The 16,078-nt window shown below is 33.6% G+C and carries 12 protein-coding genes; 2 read left to right on the top strand and 10 right to left on the bottom strand.

All coding sequences use genetic code 11. The features are described 5' to 3' along the window. The first annotated feature begins 12 nt into the window (after positions 1 to 12). Together V6624_RS14595 and V6624_RS14600 are read left to right on the top strand one after the other, a co-directional pair. Positions 13 to 1,107, top strand: a complete 1,095-nt coding sequence (locus V6624_RS14595; protein ID WP_111290591.1) for a sensor histidine kinase — start codon at positions 13 to 15, stop codon at positions 1,105 to 1,107. Between the two features lie 5 nt (positions 1,108 to 1,112). Further along, entirely contained in the window at positions 1,113 to 1,868 is a 756-nt protein-coding gene (locus V6624_RS14600) for a LytR/AlgR family response regulator transcription factor (RefSeq protein ID WP_111290593.1), read from the top strand. A 214-nt stretch (positions 1,869 to 2,082) separates the two neighbouring features. Here V6624_RS14600 and V6624_RS14605 read toward each other — a convergent pair whose 3' ends face one another. The 10 genes from V6624_RS14605 to V6624_RS14650 form a co-directional block, all read right to left on the bottom strand. After that, positions 2,083 to 4,494, bottom strand: coding sequence for a sensor histidine kinase (locus V6624_RS14605; RefSeq protein ID WP_111290595.1), 2,412 nt, complete (start codon positions 4,492 to 4,494; stop codon positions 2,083 to 2,085). Between the two features lie 180 nt (positions 4,495 to 4,674). After that, entirely contained in the window at positions 4,675 to 5,181 is a 507-nt protein-coding gene (locus V6624_RS14610) for a hypothetical protein (protein WP_111290597.1), read from the bottom strand. Between the two features lie 97 nt (positions 5,182 to 5,278). Next, positions 5,279 to 6,136 carry a helix-turn-helix domain-containing protein gene (locus V6624_RS14615; RefSeq protein ID WP_111290599.1) on the bottom strand — a complete coding sequence of 286 codons (858 nt, stop codon included), beginning with the start codon at positions 6,134 to 6,136 and terminating at the stop codon, positions 5,279 to 5,281. Positions 6,137 to 6,239: 103 nt separating this feature from the next. Beyond that, positions 6,240 to 7,193 carry a polysaccharide deacetylase family protein gene (locus tag V6624_RS14620; RefSeq protein WP_111291196.1) on the bottom strand — a complete coding sequence of 318 codons (954 nt, stop codon included), beginning with the start codon at positions 7,191 to 7,193 and terminating at the stop codon, positions 6,240 to 6,242. Positions 7,194 to 7,393: 200 nt separating this feature from the next. After that, positions 7,394 to 8,761, bottom strand: coding sequence for an alginate export family protein (locus V6624_RS14625; RefSeq protein WP_111290601.1), 1,368 nt, complete (start codon positions 8,759 to 8,761; stop codon positions 7,394 to 7,396). Positions 8,762 to 8,764: 3 nt separating this feature from the next. Continuing rightward, positions 8,765 to 9,787, bottom strand: coding sequence for an MBL fold metallo-hydrolase (locus V6624_RS14630; RefSeq protein ID WP_111290602.1), 1,023 nt, complete (start codon positions 9,785 to 9,787; stop codon positions 8,765 to 8,767). 243 nt (positions 9,788 to 10,030) lie between these two features. Further along, the gene (locus tag V6624_RS14635; RefSeq protein ID WP_338839075.1) at positions 10,031 to 11,794 is read right to left on the bottom strand and encodes an amidohydrolase; all 1,764 of its coding nucleotides are present in this window, start codon (positions 11,792 to 11,794) and stop codon (positions 10,031 to 10,033) included. A gap of 207 nt (positions 11,795 to 12,001) precedes the next feature. Next, entirely contained in the window at positions 12,002 to 13,018 is a 1,017-nt protein-coding gene (locus V6624_RS14640) for an alpha/beta fold hydrolase (protein ID WP_111290606.1), read from the bottom strand. Positions 13,019 to 13,058: 40 nt separating this feature from the next. Beyond that, positions 13,059 to 13,856 carry an alpha/beta hydrolase gene (locus V6624_RS14645; RefSeq protein ID WP_111290608.1) on the bottom strand — a complete coding sequence of 266 codons (798 nt, stop codon included), beginning with the start codon at positions 13,854 to 13,856 and terminating at the stop codon, positions 13,059 to 13,061. A gap of 261 nt (positions 13,857 to 14,117) precedes the next feature. Beyond that, a complete protein-coding gene (locus V6624_RS14650) occupies positions 14,118 to 16,064 on the bottom strand; it encodes a sigma 54-interacting response regulator (protein WP_338839077.1) in 1,947 nt (648 codons plus the stop codon). Positions 16,065 to 16,078: the final 14 nt, after the last annotated feature.

The following is a 16,078-nucleotide window of genomic DNA, read 5'->3' on the forward strand; positions in this document are numbered from 1 at the left end:
TTAAGGGAATAAATGAAGGGAAAGAATAAGAATAAAAAATCGGGCAAGAATTTTTTCTATAAATACTACAGGGTTATAGTAATTCCAGCCGTTTTTCTGGTTTATCTTTCATCTTATTATTTTCTGAATCCGTATAGAAATTTTGAAGAAGAAGGTTTGCTCGATTTAGATCAAACCTTCGATATCTTCATTATTTTATTGTATTGCGCCATACTTACAGAACTGACCTTGTTTGTTGGTCGAAAATTAAATAATTATATTCGCTGGGAACAAAATCCAGCTTTTCGGGCAATCGCACAATTTATTTGTCTTATTGCTGGAAACATTCTTCTTAATTATTTTTTCTCTTGTCTTTGGGATTATTTATATCCATGTACCGCTTTACAAGAAAATGACTTAGTTACCATTTGGCAGTCAAAAATTATGGCAGCCATTATTTCGCTGTTCATAAGTGCCATTCATACTGGAATATTTTTGCTGAACAGATGGCGTTTAAATGCAATCGAAACGGCTGAATTAAAAGTTAAAGCTTCAGAACTTCAGGAAGCAGTTACACGTTCAAAATTAGAATCTTTAAAAATGCAATTAGATCCGCATTTTGTGTTCAATAATTTCAGCACTTTGACCGAATTGATTTATGAAGATCAGAAAGAAGCGGCTTCGTTTTTAGAAAATATAACGAGAGTATATCGTTACATGATTTCAAATTCAAATAAAGATACCATTACGGTAAAAGAGGAAATCGAATTCCTGAATGCCTATTTTTATTTACTAAAGAAAAGACTCGGAGACAAAATTGATTTGAATATTGAAGTTGATGCTGCTTCGTTTGCACTTCATTTACCACCATTAACCTTGCAGTTATTGGTAGAAAATGCTGTAAAACACAACATGGCAACTTTGGCTAATCCGCTTACTATTACTGTTTTTTCTGATTCTGGCGATATTATTGTTCGAAATAACTTGCAGAGAACTGCGGGGAAAAGTTTGGCTTCAACAGGAATTGGAAATAAAAACATTGAATTCCGCTATAAAATTTTATCTCAGAGAATGCCAACTTTCAGTGAATCAAACGGCTATTATGAAGTACGTCTGCCATTAATTTAAGAGTTATGAAAATTTTAATTGTAGAAGATGAAAGCATCAACGCCAGCCGATTGAAAAGATTGCTGGAAGAACTAGAACCCAACTGTGAAATTTTAGGCATTATTGACACTGTTGTGGATACAGTTGCATGGCTGAAATCGAATCCAACTCCCGATTTAATTACAATGGACATTCGTTTAGCAGACGGATTGAGTTTTGCTATTTTTGATGAAATCAACATCACTTGTCCTGTAATTTTTACCACAGCTTATGATGAATATGCGATTCGTGCCTTTAAAGTGAACAGCATCGATTATTTGATGAAACCTATCGAAAAAAACGAATTGGAGTTTGCTTTAACCAAATTCAACTCTTTAAATAAAAATGAAACTAGCGTTACCAATATTGCTGGAATTCTAAAAGAACTGATTGAAAAACCTGTGTTTAGAATGCGCTTTTTAGTAACCTATCGCGACGGTTATAAAAGTATAGATGTTTCCGATATCGACTTTATATATTCAGAATTCAAAACCAGTAATTTGTTTCTTAAATCTGGTGTAATGGTCTCTATTCCACATACTATGGAAGAACTGGAGCAGGAATTAGATCCGAATATCTTTTTTCGTGCTAATCGCCAGTTTTTCATTCGTGCAGAAAGCATCAAAGCTATTGCGAATTACTTCAACGCAAAACTTAAAATCCAATTAAAACTTGATCCTGAACGAGAGGTGATAATTAGTCGTGAAAAAACGCCTTTCTTTAAACAGTGGATGGATAGATAAGAAAGTTGCTAAGGCTCTAAGATTTTTTGTTTTGCCACAAAGGCGCTAGGGCGCGAAGTTTTTTTAATTAAAGTTTTATCGCAACGTTTATAACATATCCTTTTTTAATTCCTTTATTCTTTTAAAAACTTAGCGTCTTAGCGTCTTCGTGGCAAAAAATCATAGCAAAAAAACTTAGCGACTCCACGTCTTTACGAGATTCCTTTTCAGTATTTTAATCTTTATCTAAAATCCTTTTAAATATTAACTGAAAACTAACGCCATTTTCATTTTCAATAAATAAATCTCCCTCAAGAGTATTGCTTAAACCGTTGATAAGCGTCATTCCGAATGAATCACTATTTTGCAGTTCTGTGATATCCAATATGCCAATTCCGTTATCAGAAATAAGAAGCTTATAGCAGTTTTCTGAAATCTCAGACAGTGATAGATTAATAATGCAGTTTGCGTTATCCTTAAAAGCGTATTTTATTGAATTGGTAATGACTTCGTTGATAATTAATCCTAATGCAATTGCTTGCGAAATATCTAATTCGATCGGATCAATTTTTACTTCAAAATGAATGTATTCTGCATTGAAAGACTCTTTTAGATATTCGACCAATTCGTTGCAATATTCAGGCATATCAATCATAGAAACATTGTCTTCACGATACAATCTTTGATGGATTAGTGACATCGCATAAATTCTGTTTTGACTGTTTTTTATTGTAGAAATTGCCAAATCATCTTTTAAATAAGAAGACTGAGAGTTCAGCAGACTAATTACAGTTTGAAGATTGTTTTTTACACGATGATGAATTTCTTTCAAAAGCCATTCTTTTTCTTCAAGCAAACGTTCTAATTTTACATTTTTGAGCTTGATTTCTTTTTCTTTTAATTCTAGTCGGCTAGTATTGCGCTGTTTAATTTTTGCCCTGTTGTATAATAAAATAATGATTATCAGCAATAAAAATAAACTGCTGGTAGAAATTGTGTTTAGAAGTCTGGACGAATGCAGTTCGTTTTTTTGAAGTTTGGTCTGCTGTTTTAAAGATTTTATATTTAATTCTTTGGCATTAGTCTCAAATTTGAATTTTAAATTTTCATAATCCCGATTCTTACTAATGTTGTTCATCGAATCCTGAATTCGGTTATAGCTTTTCATGTGTTCGATCGCAGAAAGATAATTTCCTTTAAGGGAATCAATTTTATATAGGGTAAGTTCTAAAACATGACGGCTAAAACCTTCTGTGTTATGAGGGATAGCAAGAATACGATTGGTAATTTCTTCTGCTTTTTGAGGTTTGTTAATTTTGATATAAAACAGCGCCATAATTGAAGAACAAGTCGCGACATCTTTGAGTGTTTCTGCTGAATTTAATTTTTTAGCATAAAAATCAACTTTTTCATAACAGGCCTCAGCTTCTTTTAGCCTTCCTAATTGGTCATAACAGCAAGCCTTAAGCTGATTTAGGATCATATTATCCAAATCGTTTTTTGGCGGATATTTTTTGGAAGTATTTTCTAGATATTGTAAAGCTTCGGTATATTTAGAAGCATCCATTAGCGATCGTAAAGCTCCAAAAAAGCTTTTATACCAAGTTCCCGCATTAAGTTCCCTTTGATTATACTCAATTCCTTTCTGGTAAAATTTAATAGCATCGTCATAATAGCCTGTGTTGTTATAAACATTACCTAAGCGTATATAAAAGCTATCTGCAAAAGCATAATCTTTTGTTCTTTCCATTGAGCTAACACTTTCCAAGGCATAATAAAGTGCATCTTTATAATTGTTATGGAATAATTCGATATATGAAATGGCCGTTTCAGTATACTGCGTATATAGAAAACCTATTTTTTTCTGAAGACTAAGACTTGTCAGAAGTTCTTCTTTAGCCAATTTCATGTCGCCTGTCCAAAAATGCACAGGAATTATTTTCATATAGGTTTCAATTTCCTTTTCCTTGTTGCCTGTTTTTTTATAAATAGCCAAAGCTTCGGATAGAATAACCGCTTTTTCCTTATTACTATTTGGCATAAAAGTGCCTCTGTTATCAATGGCTTCGGCTAGTAATTTATCGTTTTTTGTTTTTCTCGCCGCATTGACTAATTGCGAAAAAATAGTACTGCTCAATTGCTGTTTGCCTGCTTGATAATAATATTTTGCTAGAAGAGATTTAGATTGAAATAACCATTTTTGAATTTGGGATTTTTCTGCCAGTTTTTGAGCTTTATTAATATACAAAAGCGCATTTTCCAGATCATTTTTTTTTGCACCAGCTTTAAAAAGATAAAAACTCCCAATTTGCAATGACAGTTTAATTTGATCGATTGTATTTAGTCTTGGCAATAACAATTCTGCTCCGCGAGCATAATTATTGGTAATTAAATTATTTCCCGGAAAGTTTGATCCGTCGTTAAAACCTTCATCGTTGGCAAGTGTGTAAGGTAACTTGTGAGCTTTGCAAGCTAAAATCATCGCGCTGTCAATATCTATAGAACCTTGATTAACATTGCGAAGATAAATAGCCACATTATGCAGCATCAATCTATCTTTCTGAAGCTTAAGTTTATTGGTTTCATTTTGGCTAAAAGTGGTTGTGGTAAAGAAAATTAGTAAAAGTAAGAAAATTACTTTTTTCATGTTTAGGAATGTTTGGAGGAGTAAAACTAAGGGATTTAAAAGTGTTTAGAAAACATTTTTAAAGATAATTTATTGCTCCCAAAAAGAATTATCTGATGAAACGATTATAAAAAAAGCTGTCTAAATTCTAGACAGCTTTTTCAAAACTATATTTCGGTCTTGTTAACGTCTCACCAAATTTTAAATGATTTCCTTTTTTAGAAAAATCTGTTTTTCAGGAAGATTTTCTGTTGCGTTTTCTTCAAAATCAAAAAATGAATAATTCATAGAAAGTAAAGTCTCTTTCAAAATAGCATCAGATTCAAAGAGTTTTACCCAAACCAAATCGTGTTTTCTTTGTTTGGCAATTACTTCCGTACGATTAAAAAGTACTTGAATTTCTTCAGTATTAAAATAAACGATGTGGTTAATGCAAATTGGTTTTGAAGCTTCAATCTTTTCATTAAAAATTCGAGAAGAATTTAATTGGAGAAAAGAAGATGGAATTTCATTTTCATGAACCATTAAAACTTCAATATTAAAATCATTTTGCACTTTAAAAAGTTCTGAAATAGAAAGTGTTTCAGAAACATATTTTTCTCCAATTGCTTCGGATGAAAATAAATTGGAATAGAATTTTTTCGCCTGATTTTCCATCCAAGTTGCGGTATCCATTATAATGACGACAAATTGTGCTGCTTTTGACATGTTTTTAGATTTGAATTATCAAAAGCAAAACTCTATTTATTTGTTTAAAGAATAAAGGGACAGAAGTCTGAAATGTTGGTCAGAAAGGCGGTTTTATTTATGGATGATTTCTAAAATCTAACGGAGAAAATCCAGTGTAGTTTTTAAAGAATTTTCCAAAAACAGATTGGTTCGAAAAGTGTAAAGTATCGCTAATCTGACTAATAGTTAAAGATTTATTTTGAAGTAAAACTTTGGCTTCCAAAATTACCATTTCATCAATCCATTCGCGGGTTGTTTTGCCGCTGTTGTTTTTTATTACTTCCGAAAGATATTTTCTGGTAACATTCAAATTATCTGCATAATAAGATGGCGAGCGATGTTTTATAAAATCTTTTACCAAAAGTTCTTTAAATTTTTCAAACAAAGGATTTTGAATTTCTTTATTCGGAAGATTTTGTTTGATTGAATCCAATTCGAATATCAAAATGTACAAATAACTTCTCAGAATGGAAGCTTGATGAAAATGATCTGCACTTAACGTTTCCTGAATTAAAGAAAAAAGCTGTTCAAATTTTGGCTTTGTATTTTTCTCTAAAGAAAATACATGTAAATCACTGTTTTCGAAAAAATCATATTGCGAAAGAAAGAAGATATTGGCTTGATTTTCCAGAAAAAAATCAGGTTTGAAAAAGATAATATCCATTAAAATCTCTTCACTGTTTTTCGTAAAACTTCTAATTACATTTGGACCAAGCGCTAGAATTGCAGGTGCTTCAATAACAATTTTATCCAGTCGCGTCTGCATTACAATGCTTCCCTTTTTGAGAAATTCTATCGCATAACTTTCAGCACGATACGGAATATCAATATACGGATGATCCTCAATCTGGACATAGAAATAATCTTTTTGGTCGTTTATATTGGTAAACAGACTTTTATGATGTTCGAGTGAGTAAGTGCTGATTTTGCTCATTTCTGAGAAACTTTAGGAGATTTAGTTTATCCAAATATAAGGAAAGACTAAACATTATTAATTAAGCTTTAAAAATATAGACTTTTAAAGCTTAATTAAAATTTTAAAACTCACGAATTGACGTTTTATCTTCAAGAGTCATTTTTGCAATTTCATCTTTTCTTTTAAAAGTTACGCCATTGTGTTTTTTCATATAATTGATTAATTCTGAAACAGTTTTAACCATTTGCGGAGTTCCCCCAATTCTGTCATGAAAGCTAATAGACATTTGTCGGCGTTTAAATTCGCTTTCCGCATAAAGCTGGTCAAATTCGGCTTTTACTTGATTGAAGAATTGGTCAGATGAAAAGTTTTTTCCTTCAATTAAAACAATATCATTACATCGAATGGTGTATGGAACAACCACAAAATCCTTTTTATTCGCTTGAATTATAAAAGGTTCATCTCGGCTTAAATCATCTATATGATAGATAAAACCTAGTTCTTGCAGAATTTTGATTGTGTTTTCACCACGTCTGAGCCAATTAGCGTTATATCCAACAGCGGTAAAACCAGTTACATTTTTTATGGCATCAACGCCGTCTTTTATAAACTTTTTTTCTTCGTCGTAAGACATCGCATATTCTGAACTCCAGTTCATGCCATGCGCAGCAGCTTCATGTCCGCGCTGTACAATTTCTTTAGCAAGCGCAGGATTTTTTAAAACTGCAGAACCAACCATGTGCGAAGTAACTTTTATTCCATGTTTGTCCCAATTGTCCAGCATTCTCGGAATTCCCTCTTTATAACCATATTGATACCAAGTTTCAGCAGGGAAATCACGATAACCTTTCTGCATGTTTTGAGGAAATGGACTTTCTGCATTTTCAGGCTGTCCGCCAGCTTCAAATTGCATAGAAACCGAAACCACCAATCTTGATCCGTCTAACCATTTATTTTGTGTCTCAGCATCCATTTTTTCTTGTTTTATAGAGTTTGAAAATGTATCAACAGGATTTGTAATTACTGCAGCGCCTGTTAAACCCGCCATTTTTATAAAATTTCTTCTTGTTGTCATTTTTTGATATTTAGAAATTATCATTTTCTTTAGCTGTAAGTTTTTTACACATAGAAACATAGTTATGCTTTTTCGAAAAAGGCGTTTCACTTAGTTTCTAACACATAGCTATGTGTTAGAAACTAGTTTCTTTCAATATTCTTTACTAAAATGCAAAAGTCTATGTTTCTATGTGTTAAGAAATCCGCCAATAAAACAACTTAAAATTTAAGCTGCATCGTAACGCCTGTAAAAAACATATTTTTTCCAGTTCCAGCAGCTTTTAAAAAATCCCCAGCTTTAAACCAAGTTGCCTCAACACGGAAATATAAATATTGATTAGGAGTGTATATAATTTCACTTTCTAACTGCTTTCCAATTTCTTTAGCATCGGTTGCATTTCCTGGATAAATCATAATCGTATTCGGACCATAAATTCCGTCTTCGCTGCTATATCTCCAAAACATATCATAATCAATAACCCAATCGATATTTTTTGCCAATTCTAAGCTTAAAGATGGATGAAAATCAACAAGATTTGATGGGCCAATAACAGAAGCCAGTCCAAAGTAAGCGCCTCTTGGAAACAACGGATTAAAAGTATTTAAGGCATTATCACCATTGGTTTTATCTCCGCTGATTAACTCCACTTTAAATCCAAATTCAGGTTTTAAAACAACTGATGTAAATTGATATCCAGTATTCAAAGAAACCGTCCAAGCTTTTATGTCTTTAGAATCAATATCTCCAAACTGATAAACAGCTTCGGCATCGTAGCGCCATTCGTCATATTTTCCCCAAATGCGTGTTCCAACAGAATGACGTAATTCTTTTCCGCTAGCATCATCAAAATTGGCATTTGCTCTTTCATAACCTAAATAATAAAGATCAATATTCTTGATTGCCGGAATTTTATTGAGTACAAAATAACTTCCCCAGAATTGTCTTTTTTTATTCGAATAATCATCAAAAATGCCATCTTGAGCCACTACATAATGGCTGTAGAATAAATCAGAACGAAAATTATGGTAACCAAAAATTGCTTTTGCTGCGTCAAATGACTGGCGATTATTTGGTCCGTCCCGAACGGCAACCAAACGCTGTGATCCATAACTTAATTCCTGCCTTCCAGCTCGAAAAATCAACTGTTTATTTTTTTCTGAAATCACATTAATATCAACAAATCCCTGATGTACTTCAAGCGGATTGCTATCAACTGGACTCGGATCGATTCTTCCATTTGCATTACTGCTTTGAAGCTGAATAAAAGCTCGGAAATATTTACTCGAATGAAAATCGGCGTGAAGCAAAAATCGGTTTAAAATGTAGCCATCAGGATCTTGAGGATCATCTCCCCATTTTTCATTTTTGGCATAGAAATATTGATACCTGACTTCTCCTCCAAAACTCAGATAAGTTTCCCCCGAAGAGGAGAGAGGCAGATATTTCATGGTTTTGTACCAGTTTTTTTTAACGGTATCTTTTTGTAAAACCTCATAATTTTCGTCAAATCGCAACGGTTTAAAATCTGGATAAGACTGTGAATGAAGTTGTATACAAATAAGAAATAATAGAATGATTTTTTTCATGGCTTATTTGCCTAAACTGTTTTTCTTAATATCGTTATAAGCGTTTGGAATATTGAAATTGTAATGCAGCCAGTTAAAAAGTACATATCCCTTATCAAATTCCTTCATCGTTACAGATGCTTTTACCTGTTCTAAAGTTTCGCCTTTTTTCACCGCATCTTCAACATTCTTCTTCAAAGCATTTACATAATCAATAGTGTATTTGATTCCATTTTTATTGGTAATTCGGCCGTGACCAGGAACAACAACATCATTATCTCCAATCATGTCATAGATTTTTTGAAGATTGCGAACAGGCTCCAGAAAATAACCATCAAATAACCAAGGAATCGTCGGACTTTCAGCAATAAACGGATTTCCTGCCCACAAAACATTTTTGTCCGAATCTTTCAAAAAAACAAACAAATCGGCTGGAGATTGAGCTGTTCCGACATTAATGATTTCTACAATTTTATTTCCTCCCAAATCCAATTTTATGCTTTGATTTACTGCAATTGTAAGATCTGCGGGACGATATACACTTTGTTCGATCCCGCGATCTTTTCCAAAAAGCATGATCATAAAACTTTTGATTCCTTCGTAATTCTTAGAAAGGTTTTCTTTGCAAAATTCATTTTGTATCAAAATAGTTTCCTTAGGAAGCAAATAATTCCCAAAACAATGATCGCCGTGATCACTTGTGTTTACGGCATAAATAATTGGTTTTGGCGTAACAGAACGAATCAATTTATATAATTGATCGTATAATCTTTTGCTCAACATGGTTTCGATTAATAAAACGCCTTTTTCGCCCACAATAAATCCCGCAGAAGTGGCTTGCGGAATCCCTTTTGTAGTTTCTGTTTCTGTTGTTGATGGCGAAACGGCATAAACATTATCCGAGATTTTATGCAATTGCAATGTCACTTTATTCGCATCCCAAATTGGAACTTCGGGTGGCAATGGAAATTGTGCATACGTATTTTGCGCCGAAAAAAATGCGACCACAAAAAGTACTGTAATCAATATAGATTTATAATTTTTCATTTTTGAATATTTTTGTCAATGTTTAATTTTTATTAGAAGCCAAAACATTTGGCATTTTTGGATTCATGGTTCCTGCTCTCCGCTATATCTTTGCTTTTTTAAAGAAAAAAAGCAAAGGATGCCGCTTCGATCAGGGCTAAAGGGAGAGAAATCGCTTTTTTGGAATCATCTCATAAAATAAAATCCTTTTTACATCTGCTCAAATCTGCATTATCTGCGTGAAATTCTCATTTCGTTACGTTTTTATTTTTGGTAACCTCCAAAATATTTCACAGGCGACCAATCTGGAATTACTGCAGGAATTTCAGGATTTAACGCTTTATATTCCGCGGAAGCGTAAACAATTTTGCCATTTACAATCGTCAAAACCGATTCGATTTTTCGAACATCATCCGTTTTGGCAGCAAAATAATCATCTGATAAAATCGCCATATCGGCATACATTCCTTTTATTAATTTTCCTTTTTCTTTTTCTTCGCCAGAAAACCAAGCGCTTCCAGAAGTGTACAATTGCAAAGCGGTGAATTTATCCAAGACCTGATCTTTTGGCCAAAACTGCATTCCTCCAATTGTTTTTCCAGTCAAAAGCCAATGCAATGACATCCAAGGATTATAAGTTGAAATTCTTGTTGCATCTGTTCCCATTCCAACAGGAATTCCCAATTCAAGCATCTTTTTAATTGGAGGCAGTTGTGTTTTTGGAGCACCATACAATTTGTTATACAATTCGCCTTGATAATACATTCTAAATTGAACCGCGATACCGCCACCCAATTTTTTAACACGCTCTAATTCAGAAGGTGTAATAGTTTCAGCGTGATCAAAAAACCAACGCAAACCGTTAAACGGAATTTCTTTGTTTACTTTTTCGAAAACATTCAGCATTCTGTCAATAGATTCGCCATAAGTGGCATGAAGTCTAAAAGGCCATCTGTTTTTTGCCAAAAGCCTTATAATTGGCTCTAAATCAGTTTCCATTTCATCAGACAAAACAATTCTTGGTTCTAAGAAATTCTCAAAATCAGCAGCCGAAGCCACAATGTTTTCTCCAGCGCCTTCTTCAACATAACCATTTGCCACAATCAGATTATCATTTTTATTGATTTGAGTTTCTGCAACCCATTTTTCATAATCTTGCAATTCTTTGCCTTTTTGCTGTGCAAACAAATAATAAGAAATACGAAGACTCAACTTGTTTTGTTTGGCTAAATCCAAAGAAGTAACATAATCGGCAGGAAAGTTTTGACTTCCTCCAGCAGCGTCAATGACACTTGTCAATCCAAAACGATTCAATTCATGATTAAACTGAATGGAACTATTAATTCGTTCTTCAGGATTTAATTTTGTAGTCAATCCCATCGTCATGTAAATCGCTTTTGGAGTTTCTTTGGCATACATTAAACCAGTTAGATTTCCGTTAGCGTCTTGTTCCAAAAGGCTTCCTTCATATTTAGTATTTTTGTTGTAACCCAAAACTTCAATTCCTTTTTTGTTTAGAAAAGCCTTTCCATACAAATAAGTGATAAATACAGGTTTATCAGGAACAGCAGCATTGATTTCTTCAATTGTAGGCTGTCTTTTTTCTTCAAATTGAAATTCGTTCCAGCCACCAATAACTTTAATCCAAACGCCGTCTGGAGTTCTTGCTGCTTGTTCTTTCAGCATTTCCATAGCGCGTTTTAAGGTTTTTACACCGTCCCAACGCAATTCTGAATTATAATTCAAACCTTCACGAATGACGTGCATGTGGCTGTCATTCAGTCCAGGAATTACCGTTTTTCCTTTGGCATCAATTAATTTTGTTGTTGAAGATTTATAAGAAGAAAGAATGTTTTTCTCAGTTCCTACGTCTAAAATGATTCCGTCTTTCATTGCAATTGCTTGAACAAATTCGTTTTGTTTCTGCATCGTTGCAATTTTTCCGTTGTAAATAATTAGATCAGCTTTTTGCTGGGCTTGAGTTAACAAGCCCGCAGAAAGCAATAGAATTAATAATAATTTTTTCATGATTTTTGTTATTTAATTCGTTCGGGGTAATTATTTTCAACACATAGAGACATAGTTTTTGAAAGTTAAAAAAGACGTTTCACTTGTTTAAAATAAACATAGTTGGCTATGTGTTAGAAACTAGTTTCTTTTTAAGAACTTTTTTATAAATAAAAGCTATGTTTCTATGTGTTGAATAAAAAGCATGAATTACACCCAAAGGGCTATTTATTTAGCCAAAAAGAAGGCTAGTAAATCTTTTTGTACTTGCGCTGTGTTTTCTTGCACTAACCAATGTCCTGAACCAGCAATTTTAGATTCGGTAACATTTTCAGCAACTAATTTTGAGTGATCTTTAAGGAAAGCTGCTGCGAAATATTCTCCGCCCATAGCTAATAATGGCATTTTTAGTTTTTTCTTCATGAAAATAACATTGTCTTTTCCGTCTTGATCAAATGCTCCAAACCATTTAAAAGCAGCAGTTGTACCACCTTCAACAGCATAAGCTCTAATAAATTCAGCTGATTCTTCTGGCGTAAATGGATCTTTTACGTGTCCAACAACTGGCCAAAAATTAGTTAAGAATTCTTTTTCTTTTCCTTTTACAATATCTCCAGAAGCTGGCCATCCGAAGAAACCAAACCACCAAGCAGATGCTTTTACATTTGACCAAACTGGCTCAACTCCAGGTAAGAGTGCGTCCATCAAAGCTATTTTGGTTACATTATCACCATATTGAGCAGCATAAGCATAAGCTACCATAAGTCCGATGTCGTGTCCAGCCAAATTGATTTTTTTATACCCAAGCTGATTCACTAATTCATGAATGTCAGACGCCATCGTTTTTTTGTCGTAACCGCTTTCTGGTTTGTCTGATTCTCCCACACCTCTTAAATCTGGTGCGATTACAGTAAAATGTTTAGAAAGTTCTGGTAAAAGTCGGTTCCACATGTACCAGTTTTGCCCAAAACCGTGAACTAAAACTAACGGATCTCCTTGTCCGCCAATAACGTAGTGAATTTTGATTCCGTTTACAGTTGCTATTGCATGTTTGAAATTTGCAGGTGGATTTGCTGGAGCAACTTCAGCTGTTTCTGTTGCAGCAGGTTTTGTCTCTGTAACAGGCGTTTCTTCAGCTTTTTTATTGCAAGAGATTAAAGTCAATATTAAAATAATGGCAGTGAGAAACTGCACAGCTTTTGTTTTAAAATTGAAAAAAGTAGTGTTTAATAAATTTGTTTTCATGATTAAAAAATTTTAGAAGTGGTTATTAAATAATGGGTTATTATGAATTTTGCTGAGGCAGTTTTGCAATCCATTCGTGTATGTAAACTGCAATTTCCTGCCATCCAGGCTGATTTAATACAAAGTGATTTCGATTTGGGAAAACCTTAAAATCGGTGATAGAATCTTTGTCTGAGTATTTTTTGTAATTCGAAAAATTCAATGATTCGGGAATGGTATGATCGATTGATCCTGCAATTAGCAAAAGCGGTTTATGTGGTGCTTTAAAATCTACTTTTGCAACAGAAGTTATCGTATCGCGAACAATTAATTTAGATTCAGGAATTGCCGATTCGCAATAAGCTTTGTCTTGCCATTCTTCGGGCATTCCATTTGTGAAAGCGTATTGCCATTGCGGAAAACTCATTAAGAAAGTTTTCTTTGTAGAAGTGAAAAAGCCAAGAGGTCCCCAACCTGCTTTTAAGAAAGAAAATTTAAACGTCATTATTCCTTGAGGAGGAACAGAATGTATTGCAATTGCAGCTGTTGCCAGATTGCGCTGCAGTAATATTTGTGCTATAAGTCCGCCAATAGAGTGCCCAACGAGAATAGGTTTTTGAGGCAGATTTTTAGCAATATTTTCAAAATATTCGATTAATTGAGATAATCGTAAACTAGCAATCTGCGGATCTGGATGACGATCGCGTAAAACAGCAGCAGGAGCATCTTTGTAAGGCCATGCCGGAGCGAGGGTTTTAAATCCTTTGCTCTCAAAAAATAGTTTCCATTCGTCCCAACATTTATTACTGACAAAAGCGCCAGTAATAAATAGAATAGTAGTAGGGTTTTCGGTTAGCATAATACACGTTTTAATGTTATGCCAAACTATAACCTAAAACCGATCCTATTTTTTAATTCATTGATTATTAGTTAATTAAATGTTTTTAAGAAATCGTGCCAAACTATATTTCGTTAAAAAACGAAAAAGAGTCAACTTAATATCGTCGGAGTTTATTTTAGATTTTAGATTTTAGATTGCAGATTTTAGATTTTAGATTTTTCTCGTAGTTACCCAATCTAAATCAGCAATCTAAAATCTGCAATCTACAATCTAAAATTATCAAAAGTGATTTCTCTTTATGCCTAATTTTTGCATTCGCGAAGCTAAAGTAGTAGGAGGCAAGCCAAGTATTTCTGATGCTCCGCCGGTGCCTCTGATTCTTCCGTTGCATTTTTCCAAAACATTAATAATATGCTCTCTTTCGTTTTCCTGAATGGTTTTAAAATACCACTCATTGGACGTATTGTTTATTTTAATTTCATCCAAAGATGGAAGCGGAATATGTTCTATAGTATCTGTTTTAGCCAAAAGAATGCTTCTTTCGATAAGATTTTCGAGTTCACGTATGTTTCCTGGCCATTGATATGCTAAAAGACTTTTTAAAGCCGTTTCGGATATTTCAGTTACATTTTTTCCAATTTTGGCACTATAAATAGCAATAAAATGTCGGGCAAGAAGTCCAATATCTTCTTTACGTTCCCGTAACGGCGGAAGTTGAATTGGAAATACATTTAAACGATAATATAAATCAAGTCTGAAACGGCCATCTGCGACTTCTTTTTCTAGATTGCAATTAGTCGCAGCAATTATTCTGACATTAACTTTAACAGAATTACTTCCGCCCACGCGTTCAATTTCTTTTTCCTGAATTGCACGCAGTAATTTCGCCTGCATTTCCAGAGGCATATCACCAATTTCATCTAAAAATAGCGTTCCATTATGGGCTTGTTCAAATTTACCGATTCGCTTTTCTGTTGCGCCTGTAAAAGAACCTTTTTCATGTCCAAATAATTCAGATTCTATTAAACTTGGCGGTAAAGCAGAGCAATTTATTTTTACAAACGGACCATTTTTTCTGCCCGATAATTGCCGAATGCTATTCGCAATGCTTTCCTTTCCTGTTCCGCTTTCGCCTGTAATTAAAACAGTTGTGTCTGCTGGAGCAACTTGTATGATATGATCGAACAATTTTAGTAATATTGGGCTTTTTCCAACAATTGTTTCAAATCCTGATACTTTTGTATTTTTTCCTGTTTTCTGATTTACAGGAGAACTTTTTTGATCTAATTTTTGATCTGCAAGAATTAAATTTTCGATAGCAAAAATTAAAGGTTCCTGAAGTCTCTCACAAAGCGTAAGATGATTTTTATTGTAATTTGTAGCTTGTCGGCTGAAAAAAGATAAATAGAGACCGCCATTTTCATGAAGTGATAAAGGAACAGGAAGCATCAGATTTGACTTCATGTTCATTGAGTTGGCAATCATTTTTTTTATTGGCGTTTTATCGCAAATTTTCACAAAATCCTGATCGTTATAGAATGTTGCGTCTGTTTCAACTTTGCTTTTATTTCGTAAATCATTGATTTCCGATTCTTTTAAAGCAGTAATATTTTGCAATTCCTCGATTCCTATTTTTTGATATTCGTGCAAACCTGTTCTTGAGTATCCCAGAACACGATTAGATAATTTACTATCGATATAAAAAATAGCCATTACAAGATCAAAAGAAATGAGCGATTGTAAGGAAGTAATAATGTTTAAAACACGATCGTCCCAAGTACCACTTTTTTTGACAATTGTTTTGAGTTGTTTTTGAAACAAAAGTTCTTTTCTAATCGAAGATTCGATTCCGTGTTGCTGATGGTATTCGGCGATTTCAATTGTAACCAATAAATCTTTTTCACGAAAAGGTTTAACCAAAAATCCATACGGATGTGTCAATTTTGCTTTATTGAGCACTTCTTCGTTAGAATTTGCAGAAAGATAAATAAAAGGAATATTGTTTTCTTTGAGTATTTCGGCAAGGTCAATACCAGTTTCTTTTCCCGAAAGGAAAATATCTAAAAGAACCAATTCAGGCCTTTCTTGAGCAATGTAATATTTAGCGTCAGAAACGGATCGTGCCATTCCAATAATAGAATGCCCTGCTTTTTTCAGCATTAATCGCAAATGATTTGCTTCTACAAACTGATCTTCAACAATGAGAATCTTTAGTGGTTTTGCCATTTTATAGAATTAAA

Origin of the sequence: Flavobacterium ginsenosidimutans, from assembly GCF_037478105.1 — a bacterium.
Lineage (GTDB): Bacteria > Bacteroidota > Bacteroidia > Flavobacteriales > Flavobacteriaceae > Flavobacterium > Flavobacterium ginsenosidimutans.